At 67.7% G+C, this 22,216-nt stretch carries 18 protein-coding genes; 12 read left to right on the top strand and 6 right to left on the bottom strand.

Annotated elements, in window-relative coordinates:
- Positions 1-46: 46 nt before the first annotated feature.
- From ACERNI_RS03355 to ACERNI_RS03340, 4 genes are all read left to right on the top strand, one after another.
- Positions 47-1,246: an ABC transporter substrate-binding protein gene (locus tag ACERNI_RS03355; protein ID WP_448831861.1), complete on the top strand. Its 1,200-nt coding sequence runs from the start codon at positions 47-49 to the stop codon at positions 1,244-1,246.
- Positions 1,247-1,331: 85 nt separating this feature from the next.
- On the top strand, positions 1,332-2,546 hold the full coding sequence (locus tag ACERNI_RS03350) for an ABC transporter substrate-binding protein (RefSeq protein ID WP_448831860.1): 1,215 nt from the start codon (positions 1,332-1,334) through the stop codon (positions 2,544-2,546).
- A gap of 295 nt (positions 2,547-2,841) precedes the next feature.
- The gene (locus tag ACERNI_RS03345; RefSeq protein WP_448831859.1) at positions 2,842-3,690 is read left to right on the top strand and encodes an SDR family NAD(P)-dependent oxidoreductase; all 849 of its coding nucleotides are present in this window, start codon (positions 2,842-2,844) and stop codon (positions 3,688-3,690) included.
- Between the two features lie 218 nt (positions 3,691-3,908).
- The gene (locus tag ACERNI_RS03340; protein ID WP_448831858.1) at positions 3,909-4,166 is read left to right on the top strand and encodes a DUF6489 family protein; all 258 of its coding nucleotides are present in this window, start codon (positions 3,909-3,911) and stop codon (positions 4,164-4,166) included.
- A gap of 302 nt (positions 4,167-4,468) precedes the next feature.
- Here ACERNI_RS03340 and ACERNI_RS03335 read toward each other — a convergent pair whose 3' ends face one another.
- The 3 genes from ACERNI_RS03335 to ACERNI_RS03325 all read right to left on the bottom strand — a co-directional run bounded on the left by ACERNI_RS03335 (position 4,469) and on the right by ACERNI_RS03325 (position 8,946).
- Positions 4,469-5,242, bottom strand: a complete 774-nt coding sequence (locus ACERNI_RS03335) for an SDR family NAD(P)-dependent oxidoreductase (protein ID WP_448831857.1) — start codon at positions 5,240-5,242, stop codon at positions 4,469-4,471.
- Between the two features lie 95 nt (positions 5,243-5,337).
- Positions 5,338-6,363: an NADP-dependent oxidoreductase gene (locus ACERNI_RS03330; protein WP_448831856.1), complete on the bottom strand. Its 1,026-nt coding sequence runs from the start codon at positions 6,361-6,363 to the stop codon at positions 5,338-5,340.
- 99 nt (positions 6,364-6,462) lie between these two features.
- Complete coding sequence (locus tag ACERNI_RS03325; protein ID WP_448831855.1) at positions 6,463-8,946, bottom strand: CaiB/BaiF CoA transferase family protein; 2,484 nt, start codon at positions 8,944-8,946, stop codon at positions 6,463-6,465.
- A gap of 474 nt (positions 8,947-9,420) precedes the next feature.
- Here ACERNI_RS03325 and ACERNI_RS03320 point away from each other — a divergent pair, with 474 nt between their 5' ends.
- Together ACERNI_RS03320 and ACERNI_RS03315 are read left to right on the top strand one after the other, a co-directional pair.
- Complete coding sequence (locus ACERNI_RS03320; protein WP_448831854.1) at positions 9,421-10,986, top strand: acyl-CoA carboxylase subunit beta; 1,566 nt, start codon at positions 9,421-9,423, stop codon at positions 10,984-10,986.
- Positions 10,987-11,373: 387 nt separating this feature from the next.
- Positions 11,374-11,928: a hypothetical protein gene (locus tag ACERNI_RS03315; protein WP_448831853.1), complete on the top strand. Its 555-nt coding sequence runs from the start codon at positions 11,374-11,376 to the stop codon at positions 11,926-11,928.
- Between the two features lie 163 nt (positions 11,929-12,091).
- Here the strand turns inward: ACERNI_RS03315 and ACERNI_RS03310 are convergent, their stop codons facing one another.
- Positions 12,092-14,017: a S8 family peptidase gene (locus tag ACERNI_RS03310; protein WP_448831852.1), complete on the bottom strand. Its 1,926-nt coding sequence runs from the start codon at positions 14,015-14,017 to the stop codon at positions 12,092-12,094.
- 238 nt (positions 14,018-14,255) lie between these two features.
- Complete coding sequence (locus ACERNI_RS03305) at positions 14,256-14,693, bottom strand: hypothetical protein (RefSeq protein ID WP_448831851.1); 438 nt, start codon at positions 14,691-14,693, stop codon at positions 14,256-14,258.
- 266 nt (positions 14,694-14,959) lie between these two features.
- Here ACERNI_RS03305 and ACERNI_RS03300 point away from each other — a divergent pair, with 266 nt between their 5' ends.
- The 3 genes from ACERNI_RS03300 to ACERNI_RS03290 all read left to right on the top strand — a co-directional run bounded on the left by ACERNI_RS03300 (position 14,960) and on the right by ACERNI_RS03290 (position 17,251).
- Positions 14,960-15,520, top strand: coding sequence for a sigma-70 family RNA polymerase sigma factor (locus ACERNI_RS03300; protein WP_448831850.1), 561 nt, complete (start codon positions 14,960-14,962; stop codon positions 15,518-15,520).
- 20 nt (positions 15,521-15,540) lie between these two features.
- Positions 15,541-16,290: a hypothetical protein gene (locus ACERNI_RS03295; protein ID WP_448831849.1), complete on the top strand. Its 750-nt coding sequence runs from the start codon at positions 15,541-15,543 to the stop codon at positions 16,288-16,290.
- Between the two features lie 244 nt (positions 16,291-16,534).
- Entirely contained in the window at positions 16,535-17,251 is a 717-nt protein-coding gene (locus ACERNI_RS03290) for an MgtC/SapB family protein (RefSeq protein WP_448831848.1), read from the top strand.
- A gap of 159 nt (positions 17,252-17,410) precedes the next feature.
- Here the strand turns inward: ACERNI_RS03290 and ACERNI_RS03285 are convergent, their stop codons facing one another.
- On the bottom strand, positions 17,411-17,983 hold the full coding sequence (locus ACERNI_RS03285) for a PaaI family thioesterase (RefSeq protein WP_448831847.1): 573 nt from the start codon (positions 17,981-17,983) through the stop codon (positions 17,411-17,413).
- Positions 17,984-18,555: 572 nt separating this feature from the next.
- Between ACERNI_RS03285 and ACERNI_RS03280 the strand changes: the two genes are divergently transcribed.
- The 3 genes from ACERNI_RS03280 (at position 18,556) to ACERNI_RS03270 (ending at position 21,868) form a co-directional block, all read left to right on the top strand.
- Positions 18,556-19,614 (top strand): acyl-CoA dehydrogenase family protein, encoded by a 1,059-nt coding sequence (locus ACERNI_RS03280; protein ID WP_448831846.1) that lies wholly within the window; start codon positions 18,556-18,558, stop codon positions 19,612-19,614.
- Positions 19,615-19,789: 175 nt separating this feature from the next.
- A complete protein-coding gene (locus tag ACERNI_RS03275; RefSeq protein WP_448831845.1) occupies positions 19,790-20,941 on the top strand; it encodes an acyl-CoA dehydrogenase family protein in 1,152 nt (383 codons plus the stop codon).
- A 126-nt stretch (positions 20,942-21,067) separates the two neighbouring features.
- On the top strand, positions 21,068-21,868 hold the full coding sequence (locus tag ACERNI_RS03270; RefSeq protein WP_448831844.1) for a crotonase/enoyl-CoA hydratase family protein: 801 nt from the start codon (positions 21,068-21,070) through the stop codon (positions 21,866-21,868).
- Positions 21,869-22,216: the final 348 nt, after the last annotated feature.

Raw genomic sequence — 22,216 nt, 5'->3', positions numbered from 1 at the left:
CGATCAGATAACGGAGCGGGCCGCCCTGGCCCGCCGGGAGGAAACCATGAAGACGTTTTTGCGCGTCCGCGCCCTGTTGGCAGGCGCTGCGCTGGTGCTGGGCGCAACCGCCGCGCAGGCTGAGCCCAAATATGGTCCCGGAACCTCGGACAAGGAAATCAAGGTCGGCCAGACCATCGCCTACAGCGGTCCCGCGTCGGCCTACGGCAATCTCGGCAAGGTCGAGGCCGCCTATTTCAAGTGGCTGAACGACACGAAGGGCGGCATCAACGGCCGCAAGATCACCTTCATCAGCCGCGACGACGGCTACCAGCCGCCAAAGGCCGTCGAAAACGTGCGCTCCCTGGTGGAAGGCGACGAAGTGGCGCTGGTTTTCGGCGTGCTGGGAACGCCGGTGAACATGGCCATCCGGCCGTATCTCAACGCCAAGAAGGTGCCGCATCTGTTCAACGCCGCCGGCTCTTCGGCGTTCAATGATCCGAAGAAGTATCACTGGACCACAGGCTGGCAGCCGAACCTGCACGACGAGGCGAAGTTCTACGCCAAACAGCTGCTGAAACTGAACCCGAACGCCAAAATCGGCGTGCTGTACCAGAACGACGACTTCGGCAAGGACATGCTGGCGGGCCTCAAGGAAGGCCTTGGCGACAAGGCTGACAAGATGATCGTCAGCGCCCAGATGTTCCAGCCGACGGACCCCACCGTCGACAGCCAGATGGTGATCCTGAAGAACGCAGGCGCCGACGCCCTGTTCCTGTTCACTTACGCCAAGCAGGCAGCCCAGGCGATCAGCAAGGCGGCGGACCTGAACTGGAAGCCGCACACCTTCCTGCATCTGGGCTCCGCTTCCATTGGCGCCACGCTGAAGCCGGCCGGGCTCGACAAGTCGGTGGGCGTGATGACCGCCGGCTTCGCCAAGGACCCGAGCGATCCGCAGTGGAAGGACGATCCGGCGGTGAAGGAATGGCTGGCGTGGATGAAGGAGAACATGCCCGGCGCTGACACCAATGACGCGCTGTACGCCATGGGCTTCGCCACCGCGCAGACCCTGGAGCAGGTGCTGAAGCAGGCCGGCGATGACCTGACGCGTGAAAACATCATGAAGCAGGTTGGAAATCTGAAGCAGTTCCGCCCGGAATTGCTGCTGCCTGGCAGCTATATCAATACGTCGCCAGATAATTACGCCGTCGTCACCTACATGAAGTTGCAGAAATTTAATGGAAAAAGCTGGGACTTCGTGGATTGACAACTGACGGGCTGCTGCATTCTCATTGATGGCAAGGGCAGAGCGAATCCGCCAAATGGGTTCGCCGCCATCAGGGAGCAAACGCATGTCAGTTCACACAACGCGCGGGCGCGCGTGGCTTGGAGCCATCGCCGCGCTCGCCGGCGCGACGCTTGCCGCCGGCGCCGCATTCGCCGAGGCCAAATATGGCCCCGGCACGTCGGCAACCGAGATCAAGGTCGGCCAGACCATCGCCCACAGCGGCCCGGCCTCGGCCTATGGCCGGCTTGGCCAGGCCCAGGCAGCCTATTTCAAATGGCTGAACGAGAAGAAGGGCGGCATCAACGGCCGCAAGATCACCTTCATCAGCCGCGATGACGGCTACCAGACGCCGAAGGCCGTCGAAAACGCCCGCTCGCTGGTGGAGAAGGATGAGGTCGCGCTGATCTTCGGCAACCTCGGCACGCCGATCAACATGGCGATCCGGCCCTATCTCAATGCGAAGAAGGTGCCGCTGCTGTTCATCGCCGCCGGCTCGTCCGCCTTCAATGATCCCAAGAACTTCCCTTATGTCATGGGATGGCAGCCGAACCTGAACAAGGAGGCGGCCTTCTACGCCAAATACGTGCTGAAGGCCAAGCCGGACGCCAGAATTGGCGTGCTTTACCAGCATGACGACTATGGCAAGGATCTGCTGAACGGCCTGAGGCAGGGGCTTGGCGACAGGGCCGACAAGATGATTGTCAACACCCAGAGCTTCCAGGCGACAGACCCGACCATCGACAGCCAGCTGGTCATTCTCAAGAACGCCAATGTCGACGTGCTGTTCCTGTTCGCCTACGCCAAGCAGACGGCCCAGGCCATCACCAAGCTGGCGGACCTGAACTGGAAGCCGATGACTTTCCTGCACCTGGGCTCGGCCTCGGTCGGCGCCACGTTGAAGCCGGCGGGTCTGGAAAATTCCAAAGGCGTGCTGACCGCAGGTTTCAGCAAGGACGCCGCTGATCCCAAATGGGCCAATGACGCGGACGTCAAATGGTATCTCTCCTGGATGAAGGAGAACATGCCGGGCGCCGACGCCTCCGACTCCCTTTACATGGCTGGCATTTCCTACGCCATGGCGCTGGAGCACGTGCTGAAGATGGCCGGCGACGATCTGACCCGCGAAAACATCATGAAGCAGGCGGCCAATCTGAAGGACTACAAGAACCCGTTCCTGCTGCCTGAAGGAAGCATCAATACCAGCCCGGACAACTATGCCGTCGTCACCTACATGCGGCTGCAGAAGTTCAACGGAACCAGCTGGGACTATGTGGAGTGAGGCTAACCCAACGCGTCGGACAACATTTCCGGCGCGGAAATGCCTCGTAGCGGCGTGAGTTGTTCAGGTCGCGGATGCGCCAGCATTTTCGCGGCCTGGCGGCATTCTTTGGTCGCGCGGTTCCAGCGTCCCCTGGTTGCGGAGCCGTGCTGATCAGGTGGTTTGCGGCGGGTTCTTCATGCAAGGCGGCGCGCCGCTGGCGCGCGACGCCGGCTGCCTTGCCTGACATGGACCGGCTGAAGGGCTGGCGCGTCGGCGGCTGTTCGCCGGCTCCGGCCGATAGCGGGATACAGGCATGAAACGTCTTGAAGGTAAGGTCGCCCTGGTCAGCGGGGCCGGGCGCGGCGCCGGCGCGGCCCTGGCGCTGAAGCTGGCCGCCGAGGGCGCCGCGGTTGTCGTCAACGACCTCGACGCCGCCCCGGCTGATGAGACTGCCGCGGCGATCGCCGCCGCGGGTGGGCGGGTCCTGACCTGCGTCGGCGACGTCACCGCCCCCGACTTCGCCGGGGATTTCATCGCCACGGCAATCGATGGCTTCGGCGGCGCCGATATCGTCGTCAACAATGCGGGTTACATCTGGAACGCGGGCATCGGCGCCACCACCGATGAGCAATGGGACGCCATGCAGGATGTTCACCTGAAGGCGGCGTTCCGCATCGCCCGCGCCTGGAACCCGTGGCTGGTCGAACGGGCTCGCGAAGAAGCGCTCGAACAGGCGCGCGACCCGCAGGGCGGCGCGCGGCGCCAGGCTCGCAAGCTGGTCAACATTTCCTCGGTGTCCGGCACCCACGGCGCCTGGAAGCAGATCGGCTACTCATCGGCCAAGGCCGGGCTGATCGGGCTTACCAAGAGTCTCGCGCGCGAATGGGGCCCGCTGGGCGTCACGGTGAACGCCGTGGCTTTCGGCCTGATCGAAACCCGCCTGACCCAGATTATCGCTGGGGAAACCGCGATCGAGGTCGCCGGGCGCCGTCATCGCGTTGGCCTGACACAGGAAATTCGCGACAGTCTGTACGCGCAAACGCCGCTGCGGCGGGGCGGAACGCCGGAAGACGCCGCCGGCGCGGTGCTGCTGTTTTGCCTGCCGGAGTCCGACTACATCACCGGCCAGATCATCGAGGCGGATGGCGGCGTCGGCATGTAGCCGCCGGTCGCGACTTTGCGCTGGCGCCGGCCCGGAGACACAGCCGCTGCTGCGCGTCATGAATGCGCGTGAGATCAGGGGAGCGGGCGAAAGCCGGCCTCCAGGCTGTCAGGAACGTGGAAGAGGCGCAAACCGGAGCTGGCGCAGGTTCATGCACCGCTTGTCGCTGGCGACGGGGCAGGCAACAATCTGCAAGAAGTCAGATGAGGGGAAGCGCAATGAAGTTCACAATCAACATTGACTGCACGCCGATCGAAGCGCGGCAATTGATGGGGCTGCCGGACGTCGAGCCGATCCAGAAGGCGGTGCTGACAGAAATGGAGCGGCGCATGATGGTCGAGATGGAGCGCTTCTCGCCCGAAGGCATGCTGAAAACCTGGTTCGCGGCCGTTCCGGCCAGCCAGGACATGATGCGCGAGATGTTCGGCCGCTTTTTCAACCGCGCTGGCGGCGGCGGCGGCGAACCGCGGAAGTAACCAGGCGGGCCATGGCCCACGCCAGCGCCTATCCACGCCTGCGCTCATCGACGTCGGCCCCGTCTCCGTCAAGACGGGGTTTGCATGACGGGGCTTGCTGCTTGACCGGGCTTGTCCCGGCCATGCCCGAGCGGCGACGCATGCCGGTCATTGCACAAGGCGGGCGGCCCAGGGCGTGGATGCTTGCAACACGTGCGGCATGACGCTGCGGAAGCGGGGCGGACGCGTTCACACGGTGAATGCCGGCGCAGCCAAAATATGCCGCGCCGGAAGCGGTCCACCGGGTGAACAGTCCGCCGCGCTCAGCGGGTCTGGCCGCCGTCCACCGGCACGATGGCGCCCGTGACGAAGCTGGCGCGCGGGCTCAGCAGCCACGCCGCCATGGCGCCGATTTCCTCTGGATGACCGAAACGGCGCAGGGGCACCTCGCGGCGAATCCATTTGTTCCAGGCGTCGGCGCGCTCGCCATTGGCGCGGGCTTCCCAGTCGCCGCCTGGAAAAATGATATTGCCCGGGGCGATGGCGTTGATTCGCACATTGTCGCCGCCGGCAATGCGGGCCAGCTCCTTTGTCATGTGGTTCATCGCCGCCTTGGCCGTGCCATAGGTCAGCGTCGTGCCCAGCGCCCCAAGGCCGGCGATCGAGCTGATCATCAGCAGGGCGCCCTCCTTGCGCGGCGTCATCAGCCGCAGGGCGCCGCGGGCCAGGCGAAACGCCGAGTCGAGGTTCTGCATGAAGCCGGCGTCCCAGGTTTCATCATCCACCTCGAAGCCAGGCGGGCAGGGGTGCAGGCCCACATTGGCCACCGCGCCCCACACCGGGCCGAACTCTGCTTCCGTCCGCGCCAGCGCGGCGTCGATCACCGCGCTCTGGCGCATGTCGCCGGCGAAGGTCCACAGGCGGTCGGCCCCATATTGTTCCGCCAGTTCCGCCCGCGCCTGCTCCAGCGCGTCAGCGCCGCGCGCCGTCATGGCGACCTTGGCGCCTTCCGCCAGCAATGTCTCAACGATGCCGCGGCCAATGCCCCGGCTGGCGCCGGCGACAAAAATCACCTTGTCCTGAAGTTGCAGATCCACCTGTCGCGTTCCCTGTCATGCATGGATTGTGTTCGTCGTGACCAGACCAGACCAGACCTGACCTGACTGGCCAGGCTGGCCTTGCGCGCCGTCCGTCAGGCGGTCTGTGGTTCTGGTCCGATCTGCACCAGCAGCTTGCCGTCATTGCCGCCGCTGAACAGCAGGCCGAGGCTGCTGGCGGCGTTTTCCAGGCCCTGGACCACGTGGGTTTTCCATTTCAGTTTGCCGTCGCGCACCAGCGGCGTCAGCACGCCCAGCGCCTCGGCGGCGCGCGGGAAATAGTCAATGACGATGAAGCCCTTCACCAGCAGGCGACGCATCAGGATGCGGCTGAAGTCGGTGGGACCAGGCACGGGGCCGTCATTGTTGTAGGTGGAGATCATGCCGCACAGGGGCATGCGGCCGAAGTCGTTCATCCTGCTGAACACCGCGTCCATGATCGGCCCGCCGACGTTCTCGAAATTGACGTCAACGCCATTGGGGCACAGCCGGTCGAGCGCCGCGCCCACGTCCTCGCTGCGGTAGTCGATCACTCCGTCGAGCTTCAGGTCGTCGCGCAGCCAGGCGCATTTGTCGGGACCGCCAGCGATGCCAATGACGCGGCAGCCCTGCATCTTCGCCAGTTGCGCCACGATCGAGCCCACGGCGCCGGCGGCGGCGGAAACCACCACGGTCTCGCCGGGCTTCGGCTGGCCGATGTCCATGAGGCCGAAATAGGCGGTGAGGCCGGTGGAGCCGAGCACGCTCATCCAGGCGGTCAGGGGCGCGCCGCCAAGGTCCTGCAATGGCCGCACCAGGTTTTCCGGGGCAATGGTGTAGTCTTCCCAGGCGCCGATGGCCGGCTTGACGATGTCGCCGGGGCGGAAGGCGGTGGAGCGGCTGTCGGCCACGACGCTGATCACGCCGCCGCGCATGGGCTGTCCGAGGCCCACCGGCGGCAAATACTGCTCCCGGTCGCTCATCCAGATGCGGTGGGTCGGATCAAGCGACAGGTAGATATTGCGACACAGGACCTCGCCGTCGGTCAACGTCGGCAGCGGCTTTTCAACCAGGTCCAGATCGCCTTCCGAAATCGCGTCGTCGGGCCTGCGCCGCAGCACCCATTGCCGGTTAACGGTCATTGTTTCATTCCTCCCGTATTGCCGCCCCATGTGTAGCGCCGTCGCCGCTGTCAGGCGAGCCCCGCAGCCAGCTGACGCGGGGCTCGCGCCAGCCAGGCGTCATCCCGCCGCCATGCTGCGTGGTCGCGGCGGCAGCGCCTCCGTGCCGGTGATCTCGCCGGCGAACAAAGCGGTGATTTCCGCTTCGGACAGGCCAAGCGTCTCGCGCAGCACGGCGGCGCTGTGCTCGCCAAGGGTTGGGGCGGGAAAGCGCAGGGGCGGCGCTTCGGTTGCGCCGGCGTCGCGGAACGGCGTGGCGGCGTGGGGAAAGTCGCCGATCCACGCCCGGTTGGCGATGCGCCAGTAGTTGCGCGCCGCCAGATGCGGATCGTTGTAAAGGTCTAGCGCCGGCCTTGCGCGGCCGGCCGCCACGCCCGCCTGCTGCAAGGTCTCCATGGCCTGCGTCGCCGTGCGCCCGGCGCACCAGGCGTTTATGGCGGCGTCAATGTCGTCCTCCCGCGCCTTGCGGCCTGCGGCGGTTGCCAGCGCCGGATCGCTGGCGAGATCAGCCCGGCCAATGGCGTTGGCCAGCGCCGGCCACATGGCGTCGTCGGTGACGGCGATCACCACCCAGCCTTCCGGCCGCGCGCCGGGCGGCGGGTTGGTCGGCGCCGGCATCGGCGCGCCCTGCACGCGCCATTCGCCGCCGGCCGGGTCCGGCTGGCAGGCGTAGCAATTGTGCGGCGCGAACGCCGGGTGGCGGCTGCCGGTTCGCGGCGGCGCGGCGCCGAGCGAGGCGGCGATCATTGCCGGCGCCGTCATCGGCATCAGGCACTCCACCTGGGACAGGTCGATGTGCTGGCCCTCGCCCGTGCGCAACTGGTGCAGCAGGGCGATGAGGGTGGCGGCGGCGCCGTTCAGGCCGCCGGTGGCGTCGCCATAGGCGATGTGCCCCATGGTCGGCGGATCCTGCGGCCAGCCGACGATGCTGGGCAGACCGGAGGCCTGCTCCAGGGTCGAGCCGTAGGCGCGCGCCTGCTTCCATGGTCCAGCCGAACCGAAAGCGCACATGGAGGTCATCACCAGCCGCGGATTGACCTGGCGCAGGGTGGCGTAGTCGAGGCCGAGCTTGGGCAGCACGTCGGCGGCGTAGTTTTCGACAAGTGCGTCCGCCCTGGCCACCAGCTGCTTCAGGGCGGCGACGCCATCCGGGTGGGTGAGGTCGAGGGTGACGCCGCGCTTGTTGCGGTTCAGCGCGCAGAAGCGGCCGGCTTTTTCGTAAAGCCGCTCGCGGAACACCTCTTCCGTTGCGTCAACGCCGCGCCACCAGTCCGGATAGCGGCAGGCTTCGACCTTGATGACGTCGGCGCCGAGATCGGCGAGAAACCGGCCGCACAGTGGCCCGGCCCAGCCCATCGAGAGATCGACGATGGTGACGCCAGCCAGCGGCAGGCCAGTGGCGGCTGTCCCTGCGGGCCGCTCCGGCCAGTCGGGGGCGGCGGAGGCGCCTGTCGCGGCGACAGCGCCGCCGCGTCGCGGCGGCGTCGCGGTGAGCGCCAGCGGGCAGCCCGGCGCCGCCGCGGTGCGTCCGTCGACGCTGATGTCGACAATGGCGCCGCGCGCCCGGAACTGCGGGTTCCCGACAATCTCGGCCATGTCCCAGACCGGCACCATCGGCAGCCGCCGTCGCAGCGCTTCGGCGAACCATTCCGCCATTGGCCGCTGCGACAGGCGCTCGTTGAAAATCGCGTCAAGTTCGTCGGCAAAGGCCAGCCGCATCTCGCCGGTCGCCATGTCGGCCCGGGCGGCGTAGTGCTCGAGACCGAGGAGATTGCAGAATTCGCGCCACTGCGCCGGCGTCACCACGGTCAGGCCAATCCAGCCGTCGGCGGCGCTGTAGACGCCGAGCGGATAGGTCGGCGCGAAACGGTTGACGCCGCCGCGCGCAAAGCCGGCGCCGCGCAGCCAGCCATCGGCGCACTGATATTCGGAATGGGCGAGGCAGGATTCGAACACGCTCAGTTCCAGCGCCCGGCCGCCGCCATGGCGCGCGCGCCCATATAGCGCGCCCATCACGCCGATCAGGCCGGAGACGCCCGCCGTGACCAGGGCCTGGAACTCCGGCGCCGCCAGCGGCGGGCCGTCGGCTGGACCGACATTCTCCACCAGGCCGGCCAGCGCCCTGCAGACGGCGTCGGCGCCCCGCCAGTTGGCGTAGGGGCCGCTGCGGCCAAACCACGAGGCGTCGCAGATGATCAGCCCCGGGCGTCGCGCCGCGATGGCGGCGATGTCCAGATGGCCGAAGGGCGGGCCGTCAGAGGCGATCAGCACGTCGGCGCCGGCGATCAGCCGCTCCAGCGCCAGGGCCTGGGCGGCGGCGTCCCCCTCCAGCACAAGGCTGCGCTTGCCGGCCGCCAGAAAGGCGTAACCGGCTCCCGTTGCCGCCGGCCCGTCGCCGGCGAATGGCGCCAGGCCGCGCAGGGGATCCCCCTCCGGCGGTTCGATCTTCACCACCTCGGCCCCAAACCCGGCCAGCAATTGCGCCATGTATCCAGCGGCGGGCAGACAGCCGGCCTCAAGCACGCGCAAGCCGTTGAGCGGCATGTCGTTTCCTCCTGTGTTTCCTTCCGGGGCTGGCCCTGGCCGCCCCGTGTCATTGGTTTGCCTGCGTCGACTCGCCGGCTGGTTTCGGCCGCTTCTGCGGAAACTGGCGCTGGCGGCTGTGGATGAACGCCAGCGCCGGAATTCTTTTGGCGCGGATGGATGCAGCGCCAGCAAGCAGTTAGCTCATTTGCATCAATGGGTTGTCGCTTGTCTGGCGGTTGGGGGCCTTCCCGCCCGCCCGCGTCGGGCGCTTCGGGGGAACGATGGCGCGCCTCCGCATGGCTGGCAAGCAAAATGAAATTTTGTATAACGATTTTGCATAACAGGACGGGCTGCATCGGCCCGTAAAGTCCGGAGCGGCGCGCCCGCCCGGTGGGGAGGGACCAGGGACGCGGAGGCCGTGACGCCACGGGCCGGGGCCTGGTTTTGCCTGCCGGTAGAGCCCCAGCCGTTACCGGCGCGGAGGAGCGTTCGATGGTTTGGCAGGCGGAAATCGATGAGTTGCGGCGGCGCGAGGCCCTGGCGCATGAGATGGGCGGCGCCGACAAGGTCAAGCGCCAGCATGACGGCGGTCGCCTCACCGTGCGTGAGCGCGTGGAGCGTCTGGTCGACACGGGCACGTTCCATGAAACCGGCGCCGTCGCCGGCATGGCTGAATATGACGAACAGAACAATCTGAAGGCGTTCACGCCCTCCAACTGCGTTTTCGGCCGGGCGCGGGTCGATGGCCGCCCGGTGGTGGTGGTTGGCGACGATTTTACCGTGCGCGGCGGTTCCGCTGACGCCTCCATCGCCGCCAAGCCGCAGATGGCCGAGCAGATGGCCGCCGCCTATCGCATGCCGATCATCCGCATCATCGAGGGCTCCGGCGGCGGCGGCTCGGTGAAGACCATCGAGACCAAGGGCCGGGCCAATTTGCCGGGCGGCATTGGCGGCGGCGAGAGCTTCGACCTGATGACCAGCAATCTGGCCGAGGTGCCGGTGATTGGTCTTGGGCTCGGCTCGGTCGCCGGCCTCGGCGCGGCGCGCCTTGCCTCCACCCATTTCTCGGTGATGTCGAAGACCTCGGCCATGTTCGTCGCCGGCCCGCCGCTGGTGGCGCGCCTCGGCCAGACCGTGGAGACGCTGGGCAAGCAGGACCTCGGCGGCTGGGAAATCCAGACCCGCTCCGGCGCCATCGACATGGCGGTGGACACGGAGGAGGAGGCTTTCGAGGCGGCCCGGCGCTTCCTGTCCTATCTGCCCAATTCGGTGCACGAACTGCCGCCGGTGATCGCCCCGACCGATGATCCGCAGCGGCGCGAGGAAAGCCTGCTGAAGGCGGTGCCGCGCGATATCCGCAAGGTCTACAAGATGCGCCCGATCGTCGAGGCGGTGGTGGACAAGGGCAGCTTCTTCGAACTCGGCAAGATGTTCGGCCGCTCGCTGATCACCGGCCTCGCCCGCGTCGACGGCAAGCCGGTGGCCGTGATGGCCTCGGACCCGTATTTCTACGGCGGCGCCTGGACGGCGGATGCCTGCGAAAAGGCCATCCGCTTCATGGACCTGGCCCAGACCTTCCACCTGCCGGTGGTCTATATGCTGGATTGCCCCGGCTTCCTCATCGGGCTTGAGGCAGAGAAGGCGGCCACCATCCGCTGGGGCGTCAGGGCGCTCGCCGCCATGAACCAGACCACGGTGCCGTGGTGCACCATGATCGTCCGCAACGCCTTCGGCGTCGCCGGCGCCGTGCACAAGCCGGCGGGCCGCTTCGGCTTCCGCTACGCCTGGGTGTCGGGCCGCTGGGGCTCGCTGCCGCTGGAAGGCGGCATCGAGGCGGCCTACCGCGCCGACATCGACGCGGCCGACGATCCTGTCGCCAAGATGGCCGAGATCGAGGACCGGCTGAACAAGCTGCGCTCGCCGTTCCGCAGCGCCGAAACCTTCTGGGTGGAAGAGATCATCGATCCGCGCGAAACCCGCCCGCTGCTGGTCGACTTCGTCAATCTGGCGTGGCCGACCCTGGAAGCCGGGCGCAGCAATTTCGCCATGCGGCCATAAAATATTGTCGCGGAAGGCGAAAAACGGCTTTCGCGATGAAAGTGCTTGATATCAATAAAGTATAGCATTTCCGGTGGGCCGGGTCCCGCCGGAAATGCCCCAGCGCCGACATCGGCCGCAGGGCGCTCGCCCTGCGGTTTTTCTGCGCCCGGCCCCAGTCGCGTTGCATGATGCCGCTTTCCTTACGGGAGCGCGGACATGTTTCCCTCGTCATCTGGCAGCGCCAGGCGGCCGGATATTTCCAGACCGCTTGATCTGTCTTTCCGCAGCAGCGTCCCGCAATACGACCGGGTGAGCGTGCATGCGTTTGATCTGGGAACTGGCGCCACCTGCTTTGATCTCGTCAACGCCAACGGTTTACGCTGTCCGCCCGGCGGATACGCGATTATGCCGGAGCAGACCGACGCAGTGCTTCGCCGGATCGAGGTCCGTAATCTGGGGCATCTGCATTTCACCTGGGACAGCGTGCTGCCGGAAATCGTCGCGGTCGGCTCGCCGCGCGGCCATGCCCTCGGCAATGCCAATCCTTATGTCCAGCATTGGGGGGAACATCGGGTGAAACAGGGCTTTGTCGCCGATGAATCGCCCATATTTGTCAGCGCGGAAGACTACCGGCAGGCCGCGCCGTTCTTCGGGCCGATGAACAGGACCTGGGAGACTGGCGACTATCCCGTCGTCCTGGGCCTTGGCGATTATCCGGTGACCGGCGTGACCGGGCTGACGCAAGTGTCGTCGTATGCCATCGAAAGCGACCATATCCGCGTGGTGTTCGCGCCGGAGCCGCGCTGGACCGACGCCCAGACGGCGTTGATGGGCAAGCCACACATCGCGGTCGAGGCCTGGCCCGAAATCCGGCCCAAAACCTGGCCAAAGGGCGCGCCGGAAGCCGCCGCCCGCGTCGGGCGCGCGCGCCGTTACGAGAATCTGGATGCGCTGGTCTGAAGCGCCGCGCCGGATCGCCCCACCGGTCTCACGGGGACGGTGAGTCCGTCCCCGCTTCCCCGTTGAGGAGGCTGACCCTGCCCATTGCGGCTGGAAATGCCCATGGAGCCTCCATTTTGAGCGAAGCGGCCGATCAGACGATTCCATCTGACCGGAGAGCGCTCTATTGCGCCGAGGATGTTGTTTCCGGCGCCGTCATCTTCCTGGCTGCATCCACCGCCGCGCCCGCATCAACCAGGCCGGCGCCGGTGTCGGCGTCGCGCCCGGCGGGACCCAGGTCCTTCGCGGTTTCCGTCAGGATTTTGCGCGCCTCCGACGGCGTCAGCGCCGGATTTGTCTCCAGCAGCAGCGCCACGGCGCCCGTGACATGGGCGGCGGCCATCGATGAGCCGGTGCTGAACTGGTAAGCGTTGCCAGGCGTCGGGCCGATGATGTCGGCGCCAGGCGCGGCGACGGCGACATGCGGGCCGCGGTTGGCCACGGCGACGCGCTGGTCGCTGGCGTCGGTGGCGGTGACGGCAATGACGTTGGGATCGGCCGCCGGCCAGGCCGGAGGCGCCTCCGGCCCGTCATTGCCAACGGCGGCGACCAGGATCATCCCCTTGCCGGCGGCGGCGGCCAGCGCCTTCGACAGCAGCGGATCGCGCGGGCCGGCAAAACTCATGTTCACCACGCGCGCCTTGGCCTGGGCGGCCGCCTCCAGCGCCAGGATGACCGTCAGCGACGAGCCATGGGCGCCATTGTGGCTGGCGGCGGCTTTTTCTCCCGGGGTTTTGCCCGCCGCCGGCGCGAAGGCCCGAATGGCGACGAGTTGCGCGCCGGGCGCGACGCCGCTCATCTGGTCCCGCGCCGCGATAATGCCGGCGATGGCCGTGCCATGGGCGTCTGCCGGCGCGCCGCCAGCGCCGGCCTGCGTCACGTCGATGGCCTGGGCCACCGCGCCGGCCAGCTCCCGGTGCTTGCCGTCGACGCCGGAATCAATCACCGCCGTCAGCACGCCGGCCCCTTTGGCGCTGACCTGCGCCACGCCTGCCCGCAATCGCTCCAGCCCGTACTGGGAGGCGGCGAGGCCGCCCCGCGAGGGCGTCGGGGGCGTCGCGCCTTGCGTGGTCGCGGGTTGCGCCGCCCCGGCCCCGGCTGTCCCCGTCCTGGAGGTTTCTGCCTGGGGCGCTTCGTTCCGGGACGCTGCTGGCTGGGACGTTTCTGCCTGGGTCAATGTGTAGAGATAATTGGGCTGGGCCGAGAGCACGCGGCTGTCGCGCTCCAGCAGGGTGATGACGGCGCTGACGGTGCGCTGGTCCGGGATCTGGTAGCGGACCAGCAGCACGCCGGTCAGCGCCAGCGGTCGTATGGTCAACAGGCGCAGACGCTGGCTCCGCGCCAGATCACGCGCCAGCGGCTCCGCCGCAGGCGCGCCGGCGCTGGTCGCCAGGGTCACCAGCACCTCGCGCGGCGCGAACCGGGTTTCGCCCGCGGCGGGAACGCCGCTGTCAGCGCGGGCCGGCGCCGGCGGCGCTGGGGGCGCAACGACGGGCGGCGGGCGGCGCGGCGGTTTTGGCGGCGCGACGGCTTTTTCCGGGGCTGCGCGCGCCGGGGCGCGGCGACGCGGCTGCGGCGCCGGCGGCATGTCCACGGCGTCGTCATCCTCATCCAGATAGACAGGCGCCGGGTAGCCGGGCTGCCGCCAGGGGGCTGGGCCCCAGGCTGGCGGCGGATAATAGGCCCCATCGGGTCCGGGACGCGGGCGTGGTCGCGGCGGATGGTGCGGCTGATGGTAGGGGAGAGGCCCTGGCGGACGCGGGCGCGCCTCGCCGGGAAAGCGGCGCGGTTCGTGGTGGTCCCGCCAGCCGTCTTGCGCGCGCGACGGGCGTGCGGCGCGCGGCGCGTCTCCAGACTGTCCCCGCCAGCGCCCGGCCCGTCCGTCGTCGTCGCGTTGCGCCCGGCCGGCATCAGAACCGCCCGAATAGTCCGGGCGCTGGCGCCACTCCGACTGCGCCTGCGCGCCGGCGAACGGCAGCGTGAGCAGCAGCGCCACGACTGACATTGCGATGCGGTTGCGTGCGCCTGCCTGGCGGATGTCTCGCCACATGTCCGTTACCTGTCATCATCTGGGGCATGGCGCGCCCATGGCGGGCGCGACCGCGCGTCAAGCAAATATAGAGCGTTTTCCCGCGCGACGGGTATCAATTCGCGTGAGGAAATCGCGCCAGATCAAGAAGATAAAGGGTGTCCCCGGTCCTGTCTGGGGCTGCCCTGACCTTGCCGGCGCTGACGCCGGCGCCTGTATGTCGCGCCGCGGGCCGCTTTGGTTCAACCCAGTCCTGGGTTCAACCCGGTCTTTGCTTCAAGCCGGTCTTGCGCGGCTTCTGGCCCTTTGCCGCAGGTCCCTTGCGCGCGATCTGGCGATGGGGCCTGCCGCCGTCGATGCTGTTTCGCCAAAAAAAAATCATCCAGGCCGTGAACCGATGCGCCCGTTGCTGCGACCCATGGGCATGAAGGGGAGCAAAACCGCTTCCTGGCAGACCATCCGGCAAGGGAGAGCCGTCATGTTGAAGAACCTGTTCAGCGCTATTGCATCCGGCAAAACCATCCGCGCGGCGCTGCTGGCGGCCGGTCTGGCGGTTGCCGCGGCGGGCGGCTCCGTCGTCATGTCCGACGCGGCGACGGCCCGTCCAGGAGGTCATGGCCATGGTCATGGCCACGGCCACGGACATGGTCACGGGCATGGTCACGGACACGGCCATCATGGCATTGGCCACGGCCATGGGCATGGCCCGCACTGGGGGCATCGCCGGCCCGGCTGGCGCCACGGCCACCATTTCGGCCCGCGTTACGGCTACTGGCGCGGCCCGCGCTGCGTCATGCGCCAGCATGTGACGCCCTGGGGCGAAATCATCTGGCGCCGGCGTTGCTACTGACGGGCGTCGCCCTCTAACCTGTGTGTGGGGACGGATTTGCCGTCCACGCCGGATCAATGAAGCGAACCGGCGTGGACGCGCCGGCTCCAGGGCGACATCGGCTGGGGGGCGTCGTGGACACGAACGCGGACGGGGAGGTCATCCGGCGCATCGCCGGGGGCGACAAAGCGGCGATGATGACGCTTTACCAGCGGCATCACCTGCGGGTGTTCCGCTTTCTCATCCGCATGGTGCGCAATGAGGCGACGGCGGAGGAACTGGTCAGCGACGTGTTTCTCGATGTGTGGCGCCAGGCGGGCGCCTTCGAGGAGCGCTCCAGCGCCACCACCTGGATGCTTGGCATCGCCCGCTTCAAGGCGTTGTCGCACCTGCGGCGGCGCACGAGCGCCCCGCTGGACGACGCCTTCGCGGAAACGCTGGAAGACGATGCCGACGACCCGGAGGTCGTGGCGCAGAAAACCGACAAGGCGGCGATCATGCGCGCCTGTCTTGGCCGGCTCAGCCCGGAGCATCGCGAGGTCATCGACCTTGTCTATTACCACGAGCAGGGCGTCGATGAGGTCGCCCGCATTCTGGGCATTCCGGCCAACACCGTGAAAACCCGCCTGTTCCATGCGCGCAAGCGCCTGGCGGGCCTGCTCGCCGAAGCGGGCGTCGACAGGGGATGGCCATGATGACCGACAGGGAGCCAACCATGACATCCGCGCCAGCGGCGGCGCAGCCCCCGCATGATGACCTGGAGCTGTTGCTGCCCTTCTACGCAGCCGGCAAACTGTCGGCGCAGGAAACGCGGCTGGTCGAGGCCCGCCTCACCCACGACGCCGAATTCCGGCGCCGGCTCGACCTTGTCGAAGAAGAGCGCAGCCAGACCGTACTGCTCAACGATGGCATCGCCGCGCCGTCGCCGGCGGCGCGCGAGCGGCTGTTCGCCCTGATCGACGCCGAAACCGCCGCCAGCCCCACGCGTCAGGCGGCGTCCCAGAACCACGCCGCGCCGCGTCCCGGGCAAGGTCCCAGGCAAGATTCCAGGCAGGGTTCCAGACAAGAGCCTGGCGGCCTGCGGGCCTGGCTGGCGGGTCTGGCGGATGCATTCACCCCGCGCGCCATGGGCTACGCAGTCGCTGGCCTCGCGGCGCTGGCCGTGCTGCAGACCGGGCTGCTGGCGCATCTGGCGTCCGGGAGCCGGCAACAGCCTGGCGGCTATGTCACCGCATCCGCGCCGGGGCTGGAGAGCGGCGTGCATGCGCTGGCGCGCTTCGCCCCTGGCGTCACTATCGCCGACGCTGGCGCCTGGCTACAGGACAATGGCATGCGCATTGTCGACGGGCCGAAGCCTGGCGGCCTGTGGCGGCTGCGCATTGCCGGCGATGCGGCGGGGAAAGATGCGGCGATGCGAAAGCTTCAGGCCAGGCCAGAGCTTTTCGCCGCGGTGCTGCCGGAGTAGACAGCAGCAGCGTCGATCCATCGGGCAGCCGTTGCCTGAAGCGGTTTCGTCGCGGAAGACGTTGCGACGTTTCGCGGCAAAGCGCTTCGCGGCAAAGCGGTTCGCGGAAAGACGGCTGGCCGAAACGCGTTTGGCCGAAAACGCCTGGCCGGGAAAGCCTGGGGCGGAGCGGCTGACGCATGGTTGTCATGAAACCGTCGTAACGGGCGGGCTCCCCCGGCGCGCGTACAGGAGTTGGCCCGGCATGCGTTTCATCCAGACCTTTGAGTTGCTGCCGTTTCTGGATTCGATCATCAGCCTGCTGGCCGCGTTTATCTGCGGCGCCATCATCGGCGTCGAGCGGCAGTTCCGGCTGCGGTCGGCTGGCCTGCGCACCAATGTGCTGGTCGCCGTGGGCGCCGCCGCTTTCGTTGATGTGGCCGCCCGCATCGCTGGTGACAAGGAGTCCCTGCGGGTCATCGCCTATGTGGTTTCCGGCGTCGGCTTTCTGGGCGCCGGCGTGATCATGAAGGAAGGCATGAACGTGCGCGGCCTCAACACGGCCGCCACGTTGTGGTGCTCGGCGGCGGTGGGCGCGGCGGCCGGCGTCGATCTGCTGGCGGAGGCGTTGCTCATCACCATTTTCGTTGTTGCCGGCAACACCCTTCTGCGGCCGCTGGTCAACGCCATCAACCGCATCCCGGTGGACGAGCAGAGCGCCGAACTGACCATCGAGGTTACGGTCACGACGACGCGCGCCGACGTCGGGCCGATCCGCGAATTGCTGGTGCAGCGGCTGAAGGACGCCTATTACCCCATCTCCGACGTGCGTGAGGCGACCCACGGCAATGGCGCCGTGGATCTCATCGCCGTGCTGGCCAGCAACTCGGTCGACCCGGACGAAATCGAAGCCGTGGTCAATGCGCTGGGGGCGGAGCCTGGCGTGCTGCACGCCGCTTGGGAAAGCAGCGCCAGCGACTGAGCGCCCGGTCCAAGGCAGACAACCGGAAAACGCTTCCCGCTGGCTTCGCGAAACTGGGCTGACCGGTTGCGCCCGGGTCCGGCTGCAAGGCTTGTGTTCCGGCCATCCACGCATTGGGGGCGGGGGGCAACAGGGCCGGATGTCCGCGTCTGTTGGCTTCTAGCCGGCTTCGCGCAATTTCCACATGCCCTGGCTTTTCGCCACGACGCGCTCGCCCACCGTGACCGTCGCCGCGACAAAGGCCACCGCTTTGGTGGCCCGCACCAGCTCGCAGCGCGCTTCCACGAACTCGCCGACCTTGGCGCCGCTGACGAAATGGGTGTCGAGCTGGATGGTGGCGTGTGGACGCACGTTGCTGTTCTCGGTGATGGCGACGCCGAGAATGCGGTCGATGAAGGTCATGATCATGCCGCCATGGATGACGCCATTGCGGTTGCGGTGCTTGGGCAGGGCGCGGAAGCCGAACACCAGCCCGTTCCCGTCATGGCGATGCCAGATCGGGCCGGCGTGGCGGGTGAAGCCGCGACTGCGGATCATCTCCCAGCCGTCGCCCGGCGGCGGCATCGCCGCTTCCATCTCCGCCGACTCCAGCGCGTCGGCGCAGGCCATCGCCAGCGCTTCCGTGGCGAAGCGGGCGATGGTGACGCCGCCGGCGACGACGCGCCACGGCGTCTCGCCCGCCTGATCCGCGACGATCTCAAATTCTGGCGCCAGTGCGCTCTGCGTGCCCACGATCCCTGCCTCCCTGCGGCTGTTTCCTGCCGGGCGCCGGCCGCGCCCGTTGCTGTCGTTGCGTTTGCATAAAGCATGATGCGGACAGGTGGATACCGCCTGTCCGCGAAAAATCATCTGACGCGAAAGAATGGGAGCGGCGCTGCGGTGCTGTTTCAACGCAGCCTGCACCAGGCATGCGGCGGTTGCGCCGAACCGGCGTTCTGGCTCCCGGACACCGGTGCGCCCGCCTGGCGCGGCAATTCGCTTCGTCTATCCTGTTGGCGTGTCCGCTTTTTGCGCATGCGAGGCGGTAACCATCCCGTGCGCGCACCATCCCGCGCGGGAAACGCGCCGCGCAGAAGACATACCGCGCAGGAAAGCGCTGCATGGCCGGCGCATACTGGGGGGTAGATTTTGTTGTGCTGAGCCGCGATAGAGAAAGCCAAGCGCGGCTTCCCCCCGCGTGACCAGGAGCAGCGTCCGGTCATGGCGACGCCCCGCCTTCGCGCCGGAAGCTGCGCCAGAATGAAAAAAGATGAAGCGTTTCCGCTTCAAAGGGTTGGAAACGTCTCAGGTAGAGAGGATTCTCGATGAGCGACATGCGCGACATGTTCGTCGAGACAGCCAGCCGGCTGTTCAGGGACTACTGCACGCCAGACCTGCTCCGCGCCGCCGCGACGGGGTCGTTCCAGACGCAATTGTGGGACGCCATGGTTGAGGCCGGCCTCACCAAGGCCGCCGCCGCCGAGGACGCTGGCGGCAGCGGCGCCGAACTGGCCGACGCCCTGGCCCTGCTGGTTCCCGCAGGCGCCAGTTCGGTTCCCGCGCCGCTGGCTGAAACGCTCATCGCCGGCTTCCTGCTCGGCGAGGCTGGCGAGGTGGTTCCGGATGCGCCGCTGACCATCGCCATTGCACGCCCCGGCGAAACCCTGCGCGCCGTCCGCAAGGGCGACGGCTGGCTCATCACCGGCGCGGTTGCCCGCGTTCCCTATGCGCGGTTCGCTTCCGGCGGCGTGACCGTCATCGCCGAAACCACTGAAGGCCCGCTGCTCGCCCTTGTCGCCCTGGCCGATTGCAAGATCGCAGAGGCGGCCAATCTGGCGCACGAGCCGCGTGACGACGTGGCGTTCGAGGCGGCGCCCGCCCAGGCCGCGAAACTGACCGCCCGCCAGGCCGCCGACGTCTACGCCATGGCCGCCGCCGCCCGCAGCGCCCAGATGGCCGGCGCCCTGCAGACCGTGTTGCAACTGTCGGTGCAATACGCCCTGGAGCGCAGCCAGTTCGGCAAGCAACTCGGCAAGTTCCAGGCCATCCAGCACAATCTGGCCACCCTGGCCGGGCAGGCCGCCGCCACTGCCGCCGCCGCTGACGCCGCCATCGCCCAGGCGGAGCATGGCGCCGGCTCCATCGCCATCGCCTCGGCCAAGGCGCGCGCCGGCGAGGCTGCCTCCATCGCCTGCAACATCGCCCACCAGGTGCATGGCGCCATCGGCTTCACCGCCGAGCACGCGCTGCACTTCAGCACCCAGCGGCTGTGGTCGTGGCGCGATGAGTTTGGCAATGACGCCTTCTGGGAGCTGAAACTGGGCGACCAGGCCGTCGCCGCTGGCGCTGATGGCCTGTGGGCCATGCTGACCGCCGCCGCCTGAGAGCCCGCTGCGAAACGCAGCTGCGGCGGCTGGCTGCCGACGCCTTCCCCGCTTCCGGCGCGCGGACCTCAGGTCCACTCCGCTCCGGTTCGCGCAGGCGCCGCCACCTCGCGCCCCGCAGCGCATTTCAAAACGGGCTCCCGCCCAACTGAACTGATTTCAAGGGAGTTGAGCCATGGAAGCGCTCAGTTTCGCCCCGCCGCCAGTCTCTGAAGAAGCCGAACGCGTCCGCGCCGAAGTGCGCGCGTTCCTGAAGACCGAACTGGCCACCCGCCCGCCTTTCAAGAAGGCGGATTCCTGGAATGGCGCCGACCCGGCCTTCAGCCGCAAGATGGGGGCCAAAGGCTGGATCTCCATGACCTGGCCGAAGCAGTATGGCGGCCATGAACGCAGCGCCCTTGAGCGCTATGTGGTGCTGGAGGAGATGCTCGCCGCCGGCGCGCCAGTCGCCGCCCACTGGATCGCTGACCGCCAGAGCGGCCCGCTCATCCTCAAGGCCGGCACGGAAGAGCAGAAGCAGTCGATCCTGCCGCGCATCGCCGCCGGCGACTGCTATTTCTGCATCGGCATGAGCGAGCCCGACACCGGCTCGGACCTCGCCTCGGTGCGCACCAAAGCCGTGAAGGCCGACGGCGGCTGGGTGGTGAACGGCACGAAAGTCTGGACCACCGGCGCGCACATCGCCGATTACATGATCCTGCTCTGCCGCACGGCCGAGCCGACCGCCAACCGGCACGAGGGCCTGACCCAGATGCTGGTGGACCTGAAGGCCACCGACGGCGTCCAGATCAACCCCATCTACGACCTGGCCGGCCAGCATCACTTCAACGAAGTGGTGTTCCGCGACGCCTTCATTCCGGACAGCGCCGTGCTCGGCAAGCCGGGCGACGGCTGGAAGCAGGTGACCAGCGAACTGGCGCTGGAGCGCAGCGGGCCGGAGCGCTTCCTCTCCTCCTTCACCCTGCTGGTGGAGCTGGTGCGCGCTTTGGGGCCGGATCCGTCGCCGGCGGCGAAGATCGCCATCGGCCGGCTGGTCGCCCACATCTACACCCTGCGCCGCCTGTCGCGCTCGGTGGCCGGCATGCTGCAGCGCGGCGATGATCCGGCCATCCAGGCCGCCCTGGTCAAGGACCTTGGCGCGCTGGTGGAGCAGGAGATCCCCGAGATCGCCCGCCAGCTGATCGCCGCCGAGCCGGACACGAAATCCACCAGCGATTTCGTCGCCGTGCTGGCCCACACCGTGCTGAACGCCCCGTCGTTCTCGCTGCGCGGCGGCACCCGCGAGATCCTGCGCGGCATGATCGCCCGCGGTCTCGGCCTGCGCTGACCGGCGCTGTTGGCGCGCAGGACCAAGGCGGGGCGGATCATCCGTCCCGCCGTTCAGAGGGCGCCTGGCGCCGCCATTTTCGAACTATCTTTCCGTTTCCAGCTTTCCGTTTCCAGGAGACCCGCGATGCAGTCGCCGCTCGATTACGCCCAGGAAGGGCCGCTCGTCATCCTCACCATGAACCTTCCCGACGTGCGCAACGCCATTTCGTCGGAAGAGATGATTACGGCGCTTGAAGACGCCTGCGAGCGCATGAACGCCGACATGAGCGTGCGCGCCGCCGTGCTCACCGGCGCCGGCAGCGCCTTCTCCTCCGGCGGCAACGTCAAGAAGATGAGCGGCGAGGGCGGCCTGTCCGACAAGCTGCCGGCCCAGACCCGCCGCAATTACAAGCTGGGCATCCAGCGCATTCCGCTGGCCTTCGACAAGCTGGAAGTGCCGGTGATCGCCGCCGTCAACGGGCACGCCATCGGCGCGGGCTGCGACCTTGCCTGCATGTGCGACATCCGCATTGCCGGCGAGAGCGCCAAATTCGCCGAGAGCTTCGTCAAGCTGGGCATCATCCCTGGTGATGGCGGCGCCTGGCTGCTGCCGCGCGTCGTCGGCTATTCCAAGGCCTGCGAAATGGCGCTGACCGGCGACATGGTCGACGCCGCCGAGGCGCTGGAGATCGGCCTCGTCTCGAAGGTGGTGGCCGACGCCGACCTGCTGGACGCGGCGAAGAAGCTGGCCATGCGCATCGCCGCCAACCCGCCGCACGCCGTGCGCATGACCAAGGCGCTGATCCGCAAGGGCCAGGAAACCTCGCTGCCGGCGCTGCTCGACCTGTCGGCCGCCTATCAGGCGCTGTCGCACGCCACCGCCGACCACGGCGAGGCGATTTCCGCCTTCCTGGAAAAGCGCAAGCCGACCTTTAACGGCCAGTGAATCACACCGGTCAGACCGGCGGATCCAGGGCGAAACCTGGGTGAGGCTGATCAGGATTTCGCCCCATGCGGCGCATCAGGCCCCGGCGCAAGCCGGGGTTTTTGCGTTGTGTGGCTATTCTGCCAGCGGCCCCGGCGTAAGCCATGGAATCCTTGTCAGTAAAGCCTTTTACGGTCCATGGCCCTGTGATCGGAGGCTCAGGCGCGGCTGTTGCGTTTCGGCCACTGTCCTTATCTGGAGACCGCTGTTCGGGAATATTCAACGCAATCTCGCCTTATTGGCTTGGGACGCAGGGGTTCACAGCGACGTTGTCGCGCCGGTCGTCGCCCCGCATTTCGCGGTGCGACG

The organism is Camelimonas sp. ID_303_24 (genome assembly GCF_053543495.1).
Note: the sequence above shows the minus strand (reverse complement) of the source record. Positions and strands in the feature narration are given on the sequence as shown.